The 16,528-nt window shown below is 58.8% G+C and carries 11 protein-coding genes; 7 read left to right on the forward strand and 4 right to left on the reverse strand.

All coding sequences use genetic code 11. The annotated features are described in order from the left end of the window. Positions 1 to 110 precede the first annotated feature (110 nt). Positions 111 to 932 (reverse strand): peptidoglycan DD-metalloendopeptidase family protein, encoded by an 822-nt coding sequence (locus tag AC1DIG_RS16340; protein ID WP_477768117.1) that lies wholly within the window; start codon positions 930 to 932, stop codon positions 111 to 113. 3 nt (positions 933 to 935) lie between these two features. After that, positions 936 to 2,315 carry an exodeoxyribonuclease VII large subunit gene (xseA, locus tag AC1DIG_RS16345; protein ID WP_477768118.1) on the reverse strand — a complete coding sequence of 460 codons (1,380 nt, stop codon included), beginning with the start codon at positions 2,313 to 2,315 and terminating at the stop codon, positions 936 to 938. 235 nt (positions 2,316 to 2,550) lie between these two features. Here xseA and AC1DIG_RS16350 point away from each other — a divergent pair, with 235 nt between their 5' ends. The 4 genes from AC1DIG_RS16350 to guaA all read left to right on the forward strand — a co-directional run bounded on the left by AC1DIG_RS16350 (position 2,551) and on the right by guaA (position 7,466). Beyond that, complete coding sequence (locus tag AC1DIG_RS16350; RefSeq protein WP_477768138.1) at positions 2,551 to 3,318, forward strand: sulfite exporter TauE/SafE family protein; 768 nt, start codon at positions 2,551 to 2,553, stop codon at positions 3,316 to 3,318. A gap of 188 nt (positions 3,319 to 3,506) precedes the next feature. After that, complete coding sequence (locus AC1DIG_RS16355; RefSeq protein ID WP_019693449.1) at positions 3,507 to 4,055, forward strand: hypothetical protein; 549 nt, start codon at positions 3,507 to 3,509, stop codon at positions 4,053 to 4,055. Positions 4,056 to 4,319: 264 nt separating this feature from the next. Beyond that, complete coding sequence (gene guaB / locus AC1DIG_RS16360) at positions 4,320 to 5,789, forward strand: IMP dehydrogenase (protein ID WP_477768119.1); 1,470 nt, start codon at positions 4,320 to 4,322, stop codon at positions 5,787 to 5,789. A gap of 99 nt (positions 5,790 to 5,888) precedes the next feature. Beyond that, positions 5,889 to 7,466, forward strand: coding sequence for a glutamine-hydrolyzing GMP synthase (gene guaA / locus AC1DIG_RS16365; RefSeq protein ID WP_145015141.1), 1,578 nt, complete (start codon positions 5,889 to 5,891; stop codon positions 7,464 to 7,466). Between the two features lie 193 nt (positions 7,467 to 7,659). On the opposite strand, the gene AC1DIG_RS16370 is transcribed toward guaA, so the two are convergent. Beyond that, positions 7,660 to 10,776 (reverse strand): membrane-targeted effector domain-containing toxin, encoded by a 3,117-nt coding sequence (locus tag AC1DIG_RS16370; RefSeq protein WP_477768120.1) that lies wholly within the window; start codon positions 10,774 to 10,776, stop codon positions 7,660 to 7,662. A gap of 100 nt (positions 10,777 to 10,876) precedes the next feature. Further along, on the reverse strand, positions 10,877 to 11,581 hold the full coding sequence (gene treR / locus AC1DIG_RS16375; RefSeq protein WP_477768121.1) for a trehalose operon repressor: 705 nt from the start codon (positions 11,579 to 11,581) through the stop codon (positions 10,877 to 10,879). A gap of 228 nt (positions 11,582 to 11,809) precedes the next feature. Here treR and treP point away from each other — a divergent pair, with 228 nt between their 5' ends. From treP to AC1DIG_RS16390, 3 genes are all read left to right on the forward strand, one after another. After that, positions 11,810 to 13,252 carry a PTS system trehalose-specific EIIBC component gene (gene treP / locus AC1DIG_RS16380; protein WP_477768122.1) on the forward strand — a complete coding sequence of 481 codons (1,443 nt, stop codon included), beginning with the start codon at positions 11,810 to 11,812 and terminating at the stop codon, positions 13,250 to 13,252. Positions 13,253 to 13,369: 117 nt separating this feature from the next. Continuing rightward, positions 13,370 to 15,019: an alpha,alpha-phosphotrehalase gene (gene treC, locus AC1DIG_RS16385; RefSeq protein WP_477768123.1), complete on the forward strand. Its 1,650-nt coding sequence runs from the start codon at positions 13,370 to 13,372 to the stop codon at positions 15,017 to 15,019. Positions 15,020 to 15,115: 96 nt separating this feature from the next. Beyond that, a complete protein-coding gene (locus tag AC1DIG_RS16390) occupies positions 15,116 to 16,339 on the forward strand; it encodes a carbohydrate porin (protein WP_477768124.1) in 1,224 nt (407 codons plus the stop codon). Positions 16,340 to 16,528: the final 189 nt, after the last annotated feature.

The following is a 16,528-nucleotide window of genomic DNA, read 5'->3' on the forward strand; positions in this document are numbered from 1 at the left end:
CAAGCTCGCTCCCACACTGGATCTTCGGTGTGCACACAATCTGTGATGCACAAGCGATTAACTGTGGGAGCGAGCTTGCTCGCGATGAGGTCATCAGCCTCAGCGAATATTCAAGGCTGGAATGCGCCGATGAAAATCGCCGGATCAACCCGCGCATCGTTCAGGCTGACGTTCCAGTGCATGTGCGGCCCGGTCGCACGACCGGTGGAGCCGACTTTGCCGACCACGCCACCACGCGCCAGTTGCTGGCCGACTTTCACGTCGATTTTCGACATGTGGCAGAACATGCTGATGAAGCCCTGGCCGTGGTCGACGAATACCGTGTTGCCGTTAAAGAAGTAGTTGCCGATCAGGATCACCTTGCCGGCCGCCGGGGTCTTGATCGGCGTACCGGCCGGCACCGCGAAGTCCAGGCCTGCGTGGGGATTGCGCTCTTCGCCGTTGAAGAATCGGCGCACACCGAACTTGCTCGACAGCGGACCATTGACCGGTTTGTCCAGCAGCAGGTTGCTTGGCGTTACCGGGCTGAAGCTGCGATAAGCACGAATCTGTTCGTCCAGTTCGGCGTCGATGCGTTTCAGGTCATCCGGGTTCGGATTGACCTGACGCTGGTTCTTCAGAGTGATGTGTTGTTCCGGGTACTTCTTGTTGCCGACCACGAAGCTCAGGTTACGGCCACCGCTACTGAGCTGCTGGTTACCCGGTTTGACGGTCAGCGGCACACCGACAATCGCCAGCCAGTTGTTCTGCTCCTTGACCACCAGCACCGGTTTGCCTTGGTAACTGGCCTTGGGCGCCTGAGCTGAAGTGCCCAGGTCGACCACCGCCACACCGCCGGGCACCGGCTTGTTCAGCAAGCGGGTGATGTAGCTGTCGGCATGGGCATTGAAGGTCAGGCAAAGCAACAGCAACGGAGCAAGAAAGCGCGGCATGGATCAATCCAGTAAAGAAAGGGTGACTGGCGTCAGGTGGTTGTCTTCGACCCGGACCTGCAATTGGCCTTCGCCGAGTATGGCTTTCAGGCGTTGGCCGTTCTGGGTCTGCGCGGCACTGCGGATCGCGTTGCCGCGCTCATCGAGCAAAATGCTGTAACCACGGCCCAATGTCGCCAAAGGGCTGACCACGTGCAGGGTTTGCATCTGGGTTTGCAGTTGCAGGCGACGGGCCTTCAGGCCTTCGCGCATCGAACGCGGCAGGCGCTCGGCGAGGCTGTCGAGACGCTGGCGCAGCAGCGCTAGTTGCCGTCCCGGATGTTGCCCGGCGAGGCGGGTCTCCAGGCGAATCAGTCGTTCGCGACGGGTATTGAGGCTGCGTTCGAAAGCCCGGCGCATACGCATGTCCAGATCGTCCAGGCGTTGCGCTTGCTGACGCAGACGTTCGCCGGGATGACGCAAGCGACGCGATATGCCTTCCAGGCGCAGGCGATCACGCATCAAGCGGTCGCGGATGCGCATCACCAGGCGTCGATGCAGGCTTTCGACCCGACGCACCAGGTCGCTGGAATCCGGTGCCAGCAGTTCAGCGGCGGCTGACGGTGTCGGTGCGCGGACGTCGGCCACGAAGTCGCTGATCGACACATCGGTTTCATGGCCGACGGCGCTGACAATCGGGGTGACGCAGGCATCTATCGCGCGGGCCACGGCTTCTTCGTTGAAACACCAAAGGTCTTCCAGCGAACCGCCGCCTCGGGCGAGGATCAGCGCGTCGAAACCGCGGGCGTCGGCCAGTTTCAGTGCGCGGACTATCTGCGCGGTGGCTTCGCGGCCTTGCACGGCAGTGGGGATCAGGGTCAGCACCACTTGCGGTGCACGGCGACGGAATACGCTGATGATGTCGCGAATCACCGCGCCGGTCGGCGAACTGATGATGCCGATGCGTTGCGGGTGTGCCGGCAGCGGCACTTTGCGTTCGGCACTGAACAGGCCTTCGGCGCTGAGTTTTTCCTTCAGCGCATCGAACGCCAGGCGCAATGCACCGTCACCGGCAGGTTCCACGGTGTCGAGAATCAGCTGGTAGTCGCCACGTCCTTCAAACAGCGAAACCTTGCCCCGGACCTTGACCGCCAGGCCATCCTTCAGCGCCTGACGAACCCGCGCAGCGTTCTGCCGGAACAGCGCGCAACGCACTTGGGCGCCACTGTCCTTGAGGGTGAAATAGATGTGGCCGGATGCCGGGCGGGCGAGGTTGGAGATTTCGCCTTCGACCCAGATGTTGCTGAACACGTCTTCGAGCAACACCCGCGCGCGGCCGTTGAGCTGGCTGACCGTCAGGACTTCTCGGTCCAGGCCGAGTCTTGCAAAGGGATCTTTAATCATGGGGCGCAGTTTAAAGGCATTCGACGGTCAATCTCCATGAGTCAGAAGATTTCCTTGTGGGAGCGAGCTTGCTCCGGGCGGCGATCCGACGATAGCGGTTTAATATTCACCATCAATGTCGTCTGTCAAATTGCTATCGCGAGCAAGCTCGCTCCCACAGGTATTTGCGCCATTCCTGTGGGGGTATTGCTTGCAGGGGACTAAGACCATCACAGGTAAAATGGACGGTATGCCGATGGATGTGCTGGAACTGTTAAATCAATGGTCGTTCGGCGCCACGGACTGGCTGGTGATCGGGCTGGGTATCAGCCTGGCGTACATCGTTTTTGGTATCGCCGGTTTCGGTACTGCGCTGGTGGCCGGGCCGATCCTGATTCTGTTCATGCCGCTGTCGAAGATCGTGCCGCTGCTGGTGCTGCTGGATTTTATCGCCGCGTTTGGCAATCTGCTGCCGTCGCGGCGCGATGTCGCCAGGCCCGAGTTGTTGCGATTGCTGCCGTGCATGGCGGTGGGGTGTACGTTGGGAGTGATCTTCCTGCTGAACCTCAAATCGAATCTGTTGCTGCTATTGATGGGGCTGTTTATCAGCGCGTATGCGATTTACAGCTTGTGGGTGAAAGCCCGGCCGACACAGTTGGCTGCGGCGTGGGCGATCCCGATGGGCACGGTGGGCGGAATGTTTGGAGCGCTGTTTGGCAGTGGCGGCTTTTTATATGCCATCTATCTGAACAGCCGCTTGCCCAAGGATGAGGCCCGCGCCACCCAAAGTGCGTTGATCAGTTGCAGCACGGTGGTGCGTTTAAGCCTGTTCACGATCGCCGGGGTCTATGCCGAACTACCCTTGTTGGTACTGGCGGTGTGTTTGTTGCCGGCAATGGCGCTGGGGCTGTGGACCGGTCGGCGGTTGACGATGAGGTTGTCTCGCGAGGCTTTTGTGCGGTTGGTGACCTGGTTGGTGCTGGCCAGTGGCATTGCCTTAATCGTCAGGTATCTGAACACTTGACCTGAGCCTGTCAGGGATTAAGCTGCCGACCGCTCTATCGCCTTCGCGAGCAAGCTCGCTCCCACACTGGATCTCCTATGGGCACATAATAGTGTGACCACCAGAGATCACTTGTGGGAGCGAGCTTGCTCGCGAAGGCGTCATCCGATACGCCGCAGAACATCCATTTGACGCAGTAGGCTGCACCCATGAACTCGCAAAGCATTATCGTCCCGAAAATCTCCACACTGCCGGTGCACGAACCCCGGGCGCGGGCGATTGTGCGGTGGCTGGTGCGCAAGAACATCATTGAAGAACAACTGACCACCTGCGGTCGTACCGGCAATCGCATGGCCCACGCGATTGCGCCGGGCGCACGGGCGGTGGTGTTGCATCCCGAAGCGCTGCCGTTTGGCGAGCCGATCAATGGATTGGAGATCATCACCAAGCGCTGCATCTATACACCGGCCAAGGGCTTTCTCGAAGAAGCCGGTTGTGCCGAATGCCGCAAGGAAATTGGCGAAGCGCTGTTCGAAAGCCTGGAAGACTGGATGCCGGGGCGCACTGACAACTTCATTTGCCCGGAATGCGGGCATGAAGACGACATCAACGGCTTTCTGTTCCTGCAGGAATGCGGCTTTTCGAACCTGGGCTTTATCTTCAATAACTGGGCCGAGGCCGGGTTCAAACAGAGCTTCATCGACGAATTCGCCGAATGGCTCGACCTGCCGGTGAGTTGGGTCAAGGTAGAGCTATAAGGTTGCCGCAGTCCCTGTAGCAGTTGCCGCAGGCGACGTCCGGTTGCGAAGCAGCCGTAAATCCGCATAACGCGATTCAACAGGGAAAACGGGATGATCGAGTAGCGCCCGCTTCGCGGCCGAACGTCGCCTGCGGCAACTGCTACAGAGACCGCGTCAGACCAAAATAAGCCCATCCGATAATAGGCTGACTTTTACATTGAGCCGGCGGGGGTGTCTGAGTATAATGGCGCGCTTCCATTTTCCCGCTCGGGAGCCCCCGCGATGCTGCGTATCAGCCAAGAAGCTCTGACCTTCGACGACATTCTTTTAGTGCCCGGTTATTCCGAGGTGCTTCCTAACGAAGTCAGTCTCAAAACCCGCCTTACCCGTGGCATCGAGCTGAATATTCCACTGGTTTCCGCTGCCATGGACACCGTCACTGAAGCCCGTCTGGCAATTGCCATGGCTCAGGAAGGCGGCATTGGCATCATCCACAAGAACATGACCATCGAGCAGCAAGCTGCCGAAGTGCGCAAGGTCAAGAAGTTCGAAGCCGGCGTGGTCAAGGACCCGATCACCATCGAGGCTGACGCCACGGTTCGTGATCTGTTCGAACTGACCCGCATGCACAACATTTCCGGCGTTCCGGTGCTGCACGATGGCGACCTGGTCGGCATCGTCACTTCCCGTGACGTGCGCTTCGAAACCCGTCTGGAAGCCACTGTTCGTGAAGTCATGACGCCTAAAGAGCGTCTGGTGACCGTCCGTGAAGGCGCCAACAAGAACGAAGTCCGCGAGCTGCTGCACAAGCACCGCCTGGAAAAAGTCCTGATCGTCGACGACAAGTTTGCCCTCAAAGGCATGATGACCGTCAAAGACATCGAAAAAGCCAAGGCCTACCCACTGGCCAGCAAGGACGACCAGGGTCGTCTGCGCGTTGGCGCTGCGGTCGGGACCGGTAAAGACACTGGCGATCGCGTTGCAGCACTGGTTGCTGCCGGTGTTGACGTGGTGGTGGTCGACACTGCCCACGGTCACTCCAAAGGCGTGATCGACCGCGTTCGCTGGGTCAAACAGAATTTCCCTGAAGTCCAGGTGATCGGCGGCAACATCGCTACCGGCGCTGCTGCCAAGGCTCTGGCCGAAGCGGGCGCGGACGCGGTCAAGGTCGGTATCGGCCCTGGCTCGATCTGCACCACCCGTATCGTTGCCGGTGTCGGCGTGCCGCAAATCAGCGCCATCGCCAACGTCGCCGCAGCCCTTGAAGGCACTGGCGTTCCGTTGATCGCCGACGGCGGTATCCGTTTCTCCGGTGACCTGTCCAAGGCCATCGTTGCCGGTGCTTCCTGCGTGATGATGGGCTCGATGTTCGCCGGTACTGAAGAAGCGCCGGGCGAGATCGAACTGTTCCAGGGCCGTTCGTACAAGGCTTACCGTGGCATGGGTTCGCTGGGCGCCATGTCCCAGGCTCAAGGCTCTTCCGACCGTTACTTCCAGGACTCCTCGGCAGGTGCCGAGAAGCTGGTTCCGGAAGGCATCGAAGGGCGTGTTCCGTACAAGGGCACCCTGAGCGCCATCATCCATCAACTGATGGGCGGCCTGCGTTCCTCGATGGGCTACACCGGCAGTGCCGACATCGAAGAAATGCGCACCAAGCCTGAGTTCGTGCGCATCACCGGCGCTGGCATGGCCGAGTCGCACGTCCACGACGTACAGATCACCAAAGAAGCGCCAAACTACCGCGTAGGTTGAGCCTTCAAGCAAATCGTTAAGCAACCGGGGCTGTTCTATTCAGCCCCGAGTTGTTTCTGAATCACGACTGTTTTTGAATTACTTAGACGAGACTGAATCATGGCCCTCGACATTCACGCTCACCGCATCCTGATCCTCGACTTCGGTTCCCAGTACACCCAGCTGATCGCCCGTCGCGTGCGTGAAATCGGTGTTTACTGCGAACTGCACCCGTTCGACATGGACGACGAAGCGATTCGCGAATTCGCGCCGAAAGGGATCATCCTCGCCGGCGGCCCCGAGTCCGTACACGTCGCCGACAGCCCACGCGCACCACAAGCCGTGTTTGACCTCGGCGTACCGGTCTTCGGTATCTGCTACGGCATGCAGACCATGGCCGAGCAGATGGGCGGCAAGGTTGAAGGTTCCGAGCTGCGTGAGTTCGGTTACGCTCGTGTCGACGTCGTAGGCAAGAGCCGTCTGCTGGACGGCATCGAAGACCACATCGACGCTGATGGCCTGTTCGGTCTCGACGTATGGATGAGCCACGGTGACAAGGTCACCAAAATGCCACAGGATTTCCACATCCTGGCCAGTACCCCGAGCTGCCCGATTGCCGGCATGTTCGACGATACTCGCGGCTACTACGGCGTGCAGTTCCACCCGGAAGTGACCCACACCAAGCAGGGTGGCCGCATCCTCTCGCGCTTCATCCTCGACATCTGCGGCTGCGAAGCCCTGTGGACGCCTTCGAAGATTGCTGAAGACGCCATCGCCAACATCCGCGCCCAGGTCGGCACCGACAACGTACTGCTCGGCCTGTCCGGCGGCGTTGACTCCTCGGTGGTTGCTGCGCTGCTGCACAAAGCCATCGGCGACCAACTGACCTGCGTCTTCGTCGACAACGGCCTGCTGCGCCTGCACGAAGGCGAGCAAGTGATGGCCATGTTCGCCGAGAACATGGGCGTCAAGGTTATTCGCGCCAATGCCGAAGAGCAGTTCCTCGGTAACCTGGCAGGCGAAAGCGACCCTGAGAAGAAGCGCAAGATCATCGGCCGTACCTTCATCGACGTGTTCGATGCCGAATCCTGCAAGCTCGACAACATCAAGTACCTGGCCCAAGGCACCATCTACCCGGACGTGATCGAGTCGGCTGGCGCGAAAAGCGGCAAGGCGCACGTGATCAAGTCGCACCACAACGTGGGTGGCCTGCCGGAAGAAATGAACCTCAAGCTGGTTGAACCCCTGCGCGAGCTGTTCAAGGACGAAGTCCGTCGTCTGGGCCTGGAACTCGGCCTGCCGTACGACATGGTCTACCGTCACCCGTTCCCGGGCCCGGGCCTGGGCGTGCGGATCCTTGGTGAAGTGAAGAAGGAATACGCCGACCTGCTGCGTCGCGCCGACCACATCTTCATCGAAGAACTGCGTAAAGCCGACTGGTACCACAAGGTCAGCCAGGCATTCGTGGTGTTCCAGCCAGTGAAATCGGTTGGCGTGGTGGGTGACGGTCGTCGTTACGCCTGGGTTGTCGCCCTGCGTGCGGTAGAAACCATCGACTTCATGACCGCGCGTTGGGCACACCTGCCTTACGAACTGCTGGAAACCGTCAGCGGCCGGATCATCAATGAAATCGAAGGCATCTCCCGCGTCACTTATGACGTGTCGAGCAAGCCGCCGGCGACCATTGAGTGGGAATGATCCCGCACAGGCCTTGATGGCTTGAGCGCAGGCAGCACAAAAGGCCGTGTGAAACAGTGTTTCACACGGCCTTTTTGTTGTGCCCGGCGGGTAGGAAAGCTGCTGCCTCTGAGTGATCGAAAAAAGATGGCGGGACTCGAAATATCGAGTCCCGTCTTTTCAGGATGGGAATGGCTGCGCTTCGCTATCCGTCTTAAGCTGGAATCCGGCTCTGCAGACTCAACCCCATGCTGTTAAGACCCCGGGACAGCTGTTCGATGCTGGGGAAAGGAATGCCGCTGACGCTAGGCCATGAAGGGCGAATGATTTGATAGTGGCCGTCAGCTGTCGACTCTACGGCGGTCCGGATGATCTCATCTGACTGACTTCGGTGAACCAGGTTGTAGGCTTCCCCGGTCTTTTCGAACACGTACATCCCTTTACGATAAAGCAGTTTATCTGTCTGCTGCGCCGTCCTGCTGACGGGAGGGGCTTCCAGTTGCAGGCGCAGGTCGGCGTGAAAAATATCGAACGTCCCTTGCATGTGAACCGTCCCTGGTGCGACAGCATTTGCGACAAAGGGGCCCCGATCAATTTCAATGCCAGGGTCGGCTTCGATGCCGTGGGCTTCTCCTGGATTGACTTCTTCTATACGTAAACCGATGCCGCCTTCCAGTTCGCTGAGTCCCGCCAGCCCTCGGAACGTGCTGGTATTTTCAACGCCGGTCAACACCACCCATTTGCCGGGCGGATTGAGTACTTTGTCCGAGAACATGATGTCGCTCGTCAGATAGCTGGTCATCATCTGCTCATCTGTCGGCAACAAGGCTGACGGTTTTTTGTAGTTGGCTGCACATTCGGTCGCCTGGATACGAATGCCATTTTGTCTGGCGGTTTTTACCAGCTGCAGCTCATTGAACCGTTCCGTGGGGTCAGTCCCAAGCCGGGTCAGGTACGTCTGCAGGTCCTCGGACATGACACCAGAATCGAAGTACTGATTCAGATCCGTCTGGGCAAAATCGCTGAGCAAGCGACGTACGTAAATGGTTTTGACCCCTTGTGAAGCGAAGGACGGCATGTTCTCGATCATCAGGCGCATGCTGGTGATCCGGTCCAGTGTTTCACCGATTACCAGCCCAGGCGCCACATTGAAAACATGCTCAATCAGCGCATCAATCGTGGTCGAACTGTCCACTGGCGGTATCTCCGGGCGCGGCGGCAGATTGGCCCAAGGAAGATTTTGGTAGAAACGTCTGGCAGACGTCTGGAGTGCACGGGCTTGGTCCAGGAAGTTCGGTGCATACCGATCAGCGATAAATGGTGCGCCCCCCGGGCCAAGCTGAACGCGAACATGGGTTTCTGGAAGGCCCATTGCCCATTTTCTGAGCGACGCCCTGGCGCTCGGTGCTACATCATAAGACGTTGTAACCAGTCGTGAACCCGTTGATGTCGAGGGTTGCGACTGCCCATTGGCAGGAGCTCCACCTTCCGCTCCTGCCGGGTCCTGACCAAGCTCCTGAAGTTCCACCTCGACTACACACTCTTTGCCCAGGCATTGGCCGCCGCCCTTCAGCCTCAGTCTTGGCAGTCGCTCCCAAGCCCCTTCCGCATTCAGGCGCACAGGCAATGAATTGATGAACTGGTTGGGTCGTACGGGGTCGACAATCGCCCAGAAGCCGCCCCCACGGCTGTCGGGGAAGTAACGTACGTAATAAGCGGTGTCGTCCAACAAGATGGCGTAAGGCGGATCGGATTCGAGTCTGTAAATACCCTGGAATTTTCCCGGTTCGGTGACCGGCGTTTCTCCTTCGAGCAATTCATTGCACTGATATTCCTGGGGTATTTCAGGGCGGGCGACTGTTTCAGGCGGCATCACTTCCCCAATGGGGGGCAATGCTGCCGGCGTTTCCTCTGGTGGAGTGACCTGTTCCTCCGGTGACACAGGGGGTTCCAACGGCTGTGTTCCTTGCGATACTTCGGCCATTTCACTGGCCTCGGCAGCCTCCACTTCAGCGCCGACCTCTGCCATCGACCCGACGCCCTTGAGGAGCGGAAGGTTGAGCAGGGTATCGATACCGCTGAGGATGGCTCCGATCACCCCTTGCTTTCGCTCGGACGCGGTTTTGCCATTGACGGCCTGGTCGATGTTCAATCCCGTGTTGGCCAGGCTGGCACCGATCACGGGCAGTGCGACAGGCCAGCCAACGGCTGCCATCGGACCGAACACTCGCAAGCCGGCACTCAGGTAACCGATCCACAGTTTCTTGCGCAGATCGCCATTGGAGGTCAACGTCAGGTCAGCCTCGGCGAACATCGCCGACCGGGTAGAGTCACGTAACCAGCTGAAGGCATCGCCTGTCACCTTCAGGTCTTTCTGGTTGATCATGTGATAGTTCGCGAGACGCCAGCTGGCCTCCAGGCTTTTGTTGAGATCAGTCAGGTTGTCGGTGATTGCCTGGCGGTCGGCCAACGTGAAATGACTCAAGAGTGCGTCCCGCAGCTCCTTGTCGTTCATTCTGTACATCGCCCACCAACACATGGCCATCTCGGTATCGAGTACTTGAAATGCGTCTTCCTCGCCCGGCACATACAGAATCTGCCTGCCCTTGGGGTCAATGATGCGCAGGATGTTGGTCGCCACGTGCCCGGCGATATCCAGCGCGCAAACCCGTGCACCTTCACTGGTCGGTGTGGTGCTTTGCAGCATCTTCAGGCTGACCGGCCAGGTCAGTGGGCCGATGACAGCCTTGACCACCGTTTGAAAATCATCGTCGGACAAGTGCCAGTTGTCGCGCGCTTCAACGGCTTTGTCGAGAAAACTGCATTTGGCCAGTGTGCGGAATTCATCGGCAAAATCATCCCAGAATGTTTGGATCTTTTTACGATAAACGTCGCTGAAATTGATACTCCAGAAGTCCTTCAGAACTTCGTTGCCATGCAGGCGCACCTCGTTGGTTTCGTTGAAATTATCGCTATTGGGTCCATCCGTGTAGAACCCCCCGTACAGATCCAGCAGATCGGCATTGTCCTGATCGGTGGCGCGAAACCGGTGAATAACCAACTGCGTCAGGGTCAAGGATTCATAGGGTTTTTCATAAAGGTGCATCCAGCCAGTGAAGGACTTCGAGCTGCTTTGAGCGGCCTTGAATCGATGGAAATAGACCTGGTCGGGATCGAGGCCGACGACACCGTATTTTATGAGCAGATCAGTGGCGATCTCGTGGGCTGTATCCTGCAGGCTCGGGCAGGCCTTGACGACGTGGCTGGCGATTACCTTCAGGGCGGCCTTGTCTGCGGCGTTGGGCAGGGGGCGGGTTTCAGTTGGGTTCATGTGCTCTCTCTCCTTGAGAAATGGGTAGTCAGGATTTCCCATTCGCTCAGCAGAGAGGCGCTACATAGTTATGTGCAGACCTCGAAAGTGTTGCGCTTTGTCAGCGCCGCGCCACGTCCGAGAAGTAGAACTTGTCCAGGGTATGCCGCGACTCGGTGTACTCGAACTGCCGGCCATCCTGCAAAAAGGTCTGGTTGCTGACCACGATCACATGGCTCTGGCCGTCGAGGTCCAGGTGCTGCTGGTCATCCTTGCTCCGCGGCATCGCTTCGATGGTGCGTTGGGCGTAGGCGATTTGCAGTTGCAGAGTCTGCTCGATGAAGGCGTAGATCGAGTGCTCGGCGATCTCGCGGTTCAGCCCCGGAATGAGCTCGGCGACAAAGTGGTTGATGTCCAGGATGACCCTTTTTCCATCGATTCGCCGTATGCGCTTGATCCGCGTGATCAGGCTGCCTTCTTCGGCTTGCAAGTGTTCGAGCAAGGCGCCTTGCAGGGGAATCTGTTCAAACTCCACGACCTCGGTGCTGACGTCGTTGCCCAGCCTTGGGTAGGTTTCCTGAAAACTGACGATGCCGCCGAGCTGGAATTCGATCGGGTTGGTCGACAGTACGAAGGTGCCTTTACCGTGGACTTTCTGGGCGAAGCCGCGTTCCTGAAGCAGTTCGATAGCCTTGCGCACGGTGCCGCGGCTGGCCTGGTAGCTGTCCATCAATTCGGTTTCGGAAGGCAACCGCGCGCCGCGTTCCAGACGTTCGGTAGTGATGCTGGCAAGCAGATCGCTGTAGATCTGGTTGTATTTGCTCATGGTAGTGGCTGCGTTGTGCTCAAGGCAGGAACCTTAGGGAACGCGTGAGGGTTTGTCTATTGCGCTGATGGCGGGGTGATCGTAGCTGCCGGAAATAGGGCCACTGGTCGGCTTGTGAGTAAACAAATTGAAACTCGTCTGTACGAGTTATTGCAATAACTCGTACAGACGAGTACTTTTCGCTTCGGCATGCTGCCAACAACAAAAAAACACAGTGGATGAAAAAGCATGAGCCACGATTATGCGACTATCGCCAGCGAGCTGCTTCATAGCCTCGGTGGCGCTGACAACCTCGAACAGGCCGCGCATTGCGTCACGCGTCTGCGCCTGGCCCTCAAAGACCCGCAGCGGGTCGACAGCGCGACGCTGAACCAGATCGACCTGGTCAAAGGCTCGTTTTTCACCGGCGGCCTGTTTCAGGTGGTCATCGGTCCTGGTGAAGTCGAGAAGGTCTACGCCGCACTGCGCGAGCAGACCGGTCTCGCCGCGTCGACCATCGCCGACGTGAAACAAAAGGGCGCCGACAAGACCAACGCCATGCAGCGTCTGGTGCGGGTGTTCTCCGATGTGTTCATGCCGATTCTGCCGGCGCTGATCATTGCCGGCCTGCTGATGGGCGTGAACAACCTGATTGGCGCCAAAGGCATGTTCATTGCCGGCAAGACCCTGCTTGAGGCCTACCCGACACTGGACGGTGTCTGGAGCCTGATCAATCTGATGGCCAACACCTCGTTCGTGTTCCTCCCGGCGCTGGTTGGCTGGTCGGCGGCCAAGCGGTTTGGCGGCAGTGAAATCCTCGGCATCGTGCTCGGCCTGATGCTGGTTCACCCGGACCTGCTCAACGCCTGGAACTACGGCAAAGCAGTGGCCGGGCTGGACGGCCAGAGCCTGCCGTACTTCGATATTTTCGGCTGGTTCAAGATCGAGAAGGTCGGCTATCAGGGCCAGATCCTGCCGATCCTGATGGCCGCCTACGTCATGAGCGTCATTGAAAAATGGCTGCGGGCACGGGTGCCGAATGCCATTCAACTGTTGGTGGTGCCGATTACCACCATCGTCGTGACCGGGGTGTTGGCGCTGGCCGTGATCGGTCCGGTGACCCGTCACCTGGGGATTCTGATTACCGAAGGCGTGGTGACCTTGTTCGACCTGGCGCCGATGCTCGGCGGGGCGATATTCGGTCTGCTGTATGCACCGCTGGTGATCACCGGCATGCACCACATGTTCCTCGCGGTGGATCTGCAACTGATCTCGACCCAGGGCGGCACGTTCATCTGGCCGATGATCGTCATGTCCAACCTTGCACAAGGCAGCGCGGCGCTCGGGGTGTTCTATATGACCCGTAGCGCACGGGACAAAAGCATGGCTTCGACCTCGGCGATTTCCGCCTATTTCGGCATCACTGAACCGGCGATGTTCGGCGTCAACCTGCGCTACAAGTTTCCGTTCTACGCCGCACTGATCGGCTCGGCGCTGGGCTGCATGTTCCTTTCGCTGAACAAGGTTCAGGCCTCGGCAATCGGTGTCGGTGGCTTGCCCGGTTTCATCTCGATCATCCCGCAGTTCATTCCGATGTTCATTGTCGGGATGGTCATCGCCATGGTCGTGCCGTTTGTTTTGACCTGTGGCATGAGCATGAAAATCGTTCGGCCCGGGTATCGCGTTGCCTGACAGATCGCAATCGCGAGCAAGCTCGCTCCCACATTGGAATGCGAAACCCTGTGGGAGCGAGCTTGCTCGCGATGAGGCCCTCAGGGTCAGTACAAAACCAATTAAAGGATTTGCGCCATGCAAGACTGGCAGCGTTCGGTGATCTACCAGATCTACCCGAAAAGTTTTCACAGCCACGCCGGCAACCCCACGGGCGATCTGCTCGGGGTGATGGCCAAGCTCGATTACCTGCAATGGCTGGGTGTCGACTGCCTGTGGATCACCCCGTTCCTGCGCTCGCCGCAACGCGACAACGGCTACGACATCAGTGACTACTACGCCATCGACCCGAGCTACGGAACCATGGCCGACTGCGAGTTGCTGATTACCGAGGCCGGCAAGCGCGGGATCAAGCTGATGCTCGACATCGTGGTCAACCACACCTCCATCGAGCACACCTGGTTTCAGCAAGCGCGCAGCAGCCTCGATAACCCGTACCGTGACTTCTACATCTGGCGCGATCAGCCGAACAACTGGGAGTCGAAGTTCGGCGGTTCGGCCTGGGAATACGAGGCGCAAACCGGTCAGTACTTTCTGCACCTGTTCGACCACACCCAGGCCGACCTGAATTGGGACAACCCGCAGGTCCGTGCTGAAGTCTTCAAGCTGATGCGCTTCTGGCGTGACAAAGGCGTGGGCGGATTCCGTCTGGACGTGATCAACCTGATCTCAAAACCGGCGGACTTCCCCGAAGACAACACCGACGGTCGACGCTTCTACACCGACGGCCCGAACGTGCACGAGTACTTGCAGGAAATGCACCGCGAAGTCTTCGAAGGCCATGACCTGATCAACGTCGGCGAGATGTCATCCACCAGCCTTGAGCACTGCATCCGCTATTCGCGACCGGACTCCAAAGAGCTGTCGATGACCTTCAACTTTCATCACCTGAAAGTCGATTACCCACATATGCAGAAATGGGTTCGCGCTGATTTCGATTTCCTCGAACTCAAGCGCATCCTTTCCGATTGGCAGACCGGGATGCAGGCCGGCGGCGGCTGGAATGCGCTGTTCTGGTGTAACCACGACCAGCCGCGCGTGGTGTCGCGGTTTGGCGATGACGGTGAACATCGGGTGGTCTCGGCGAAGATGCTCGGCACCGCACTGCACTTTTTACAGGGCACGCCGTTCATCTATCAGGGTGAAGAGTTGGGCATGACTAACCCGGGCTTCGAGCGCATCGAGCAGTACCGGGATGTCGAAACCCTGAACATCTACCGCCTCAAGCGCGAGGCGGGCGAGTCCGAGGCCTCGAGCATGGCCGCGATCATGCAAAAGTCCCGCGACAACAGTCGCACTCCCATGCAGTGGAGCGCGTTACCCAATGCCGGTTTCAGCAGCACCGAGCCGTGGATCGGCGTGCCGGCCAACGCCACGCAGATCAACGTCGAAAACCAGCTCGACGACACGACTTCGGTGCTGCACCACTATCGCCAGCTGATTGCCTTGCGCCGCAGCGAACCGCTGATCCAGGACGGCGTGTATCGCCAGCTCTTGCCCGCGCACAAACAGGTTTGGGTGTACCTGCGTGAAGGCTGCGGCGAGCGGCTGTTGGTGGTGAACAACTTCTATGGCACGGCGTGTGAAGTCGAGCTGCCGGAGCGGGTGATCACCGACTGCATGTTGCAACGCTTGGTGATCAGCAACTACCCGGACTCTGAGGTGCGCAAGCAGCAGCTGTTCCTGCGGCCTTACGAGTCGTTCGTTCTGCACCTGACCGACCACTAAAAAACACGTTCTTCAAACAACTCGCAGAGCACTGCGCGGGGGCTTTTTGCGCGCAGGTTTTGCCGGATGAGCACAATAAAAATAATGGGGTGGCTCTTGAAAACAACAATAAATCGCAGCCTTGCAGCGTCGTGCGTGTGCCTGGTATTGCCGTTCTCGGCCCACGCTCTGGAGTTCGCCGGTTACCTGCGCAGCGGCGTCGGGAGCACGGTCAACGGCGGCTCGCAATCGTGCTTCAAACTGCCCGGCGCAGAGTCGAAGTACCGTTTGGGTAACGAGTGCGAACAGTACGCGGAGCTGGAATTGCGTCAGAACCTGCTGACCCTCGATGACGGCTCGGTGCTCAGCGTCGATGGCATGGCTTCGCTGTACAACCAGTACGACCGCAACCTGACCTTCCAGGGCGACAACGGCTCGGTACGGATGCCGCAGATGTATGCGCAGTGGTCGAATTTGCCGAGCCTCAATGGCGGTTCGCTCTGGGCTGGTCGGCGTTACTACAAGCGGAACGACATCCATATCTCCGACTTCTACTACTGGAACCAGAGTGCTACGGGCGGCGGTGTCGAGGACGTAAAAATTGGCGATCTGAAATACAGCTACGCGTTTTCGCGCAAGGACAACCTGTACCAGAAGGACTACGTTACTCGACACGACTTCAACGTCTCAGGCTTTGATACCAACCCTGGCGGTGAGCTGGAGTTTGGCCTGAGCTACATCGACAAGCCCGACCGTCGCGACGCGCACGCAGGGTGGGCGATCACCGCTCAACATGTGCAAAAAGACTTTTTCGGCGGCAAGAACAAACTGGCGCTGCAATACGGCGAAGGGCCCGGCACCGGGTTGGGCTACACCGGCGACGTGGGGCTGGATGACCGCAACAAGAGCTACCGCCTGGTGGAGTTCTTCGACTGGCAACTGACGCCGCGTTTTGGTGGTCAGGTCGAAGCGGTCTATCAAAAGGACATCCGCCCGGACGGTAACGGCCAGAACTGGATTTCCCTGGGCGTTCGTCCGGCGTATGCAATCACCGATCAATTCAAACTGGTGACTGAGCTGGGGCACGATCAGGTCGAGGCGCCCGGCGGTACGCGCAAGCTGAGCAAGTTCACCTTTGCCCCGACCTGGTCGCCCAAAGGTCCGGGGTTCTGGGAGCGCCCCGAGGTGCGTTTGTACTACACCTATGCCAGCTGGAACGAGGCGGCCAAGCGCGCGGCCAATGAACTGGCACAAGGTTCGGCGTTGTCCGATACCGGCGCGTTCGGAACGGCACTGCATGGTGCGAACGTCGGATTGCAGGTCGAGTACTGGTGGAAATAAGTACGGTAATCAGCTGCAGGCTCAACGTGCTTTCGTAGCAGCTGGCGTAGCCGGCGTTCGGCTGCGAAGCAGTCGTAAAATCAGGCACCACGGTGATTCAGGCAGACCGAGGGTGCAGGATTCACGACTGCTCCGCAGCCGAACGCAGGCTACGCCAGCTGCTACAGGGTGCAGTGCTGCTCAATGTAT

This window comes from Pseudomonas sp. 05N431 (assembly GCF_056397005.1).

Coding starts and splice junctions, on each gene's coding strand:
- AC1DIG_RS16340 (WP_477768117.1), bottom strand. CDS start 932: ATGCCGCGCTTTCTTGCTCCGTTGCTGTTGCTTTGCCTGACCTTCAAT.
- xseA (WP_477768118.1), bottom strand. CDS start 2,315: ATGATTAAAGATCCCTTTGCAAGACTCGGCCTGGACCGAGAAGTCCTG.
- AC1DIG_RS16350 (WP_477768138.1), top strand. CDS start 2,551: ATGGATGTGCTGGAACTGTTAAATCAATGGTCGTTCGGCGCCACGGAC.
- AC1DIG_RS16355 (WP_019693449.1), top strand. CDS start 3,507: ATGAACTCGCAAAGCATTATCGTCCCGAAAATCTCCACACTGCCGGTG.
- guaB (WP_477768119.1), top strand. CDS start 4,320: ATGCTGCGTATCAGCCAAGAAGCTCTGACCTTCGACGACATTCTTTTA.
- guaA (WP_145015141.1), top strand. CDS start 5,889: ATGGCCCTCGACATTCACGCTCACCGCATCCTGATCCTCGACTTCGGT.
- AC1DIG_RS16370 (WP_477768120.1), bottom strand. CDS start 10,776: ATGAACCCAACTGAAACCCGCCCCCTGCCCAACGCCGCAGACAAGGCC.
- treR (WP_477768121.1), bottom strand. CDS start 11,581: ATGAGCAAATACAACCAGATCTACAGCGATCTGCTTGCCAGCATCACT.
- treP (WP_477768122.1), top strand. CDS start 11,810: ATGAGCCACGATTATGCGACTATCGCCAGCGAGCTGCTTCATAGCCTC.
- treC (WP_477768123.1), top strand. CDS start 13,370: ATGCAAGACTGGCAGCGTTCGGTGATCTACCAGATCTACCCGAAAAGT.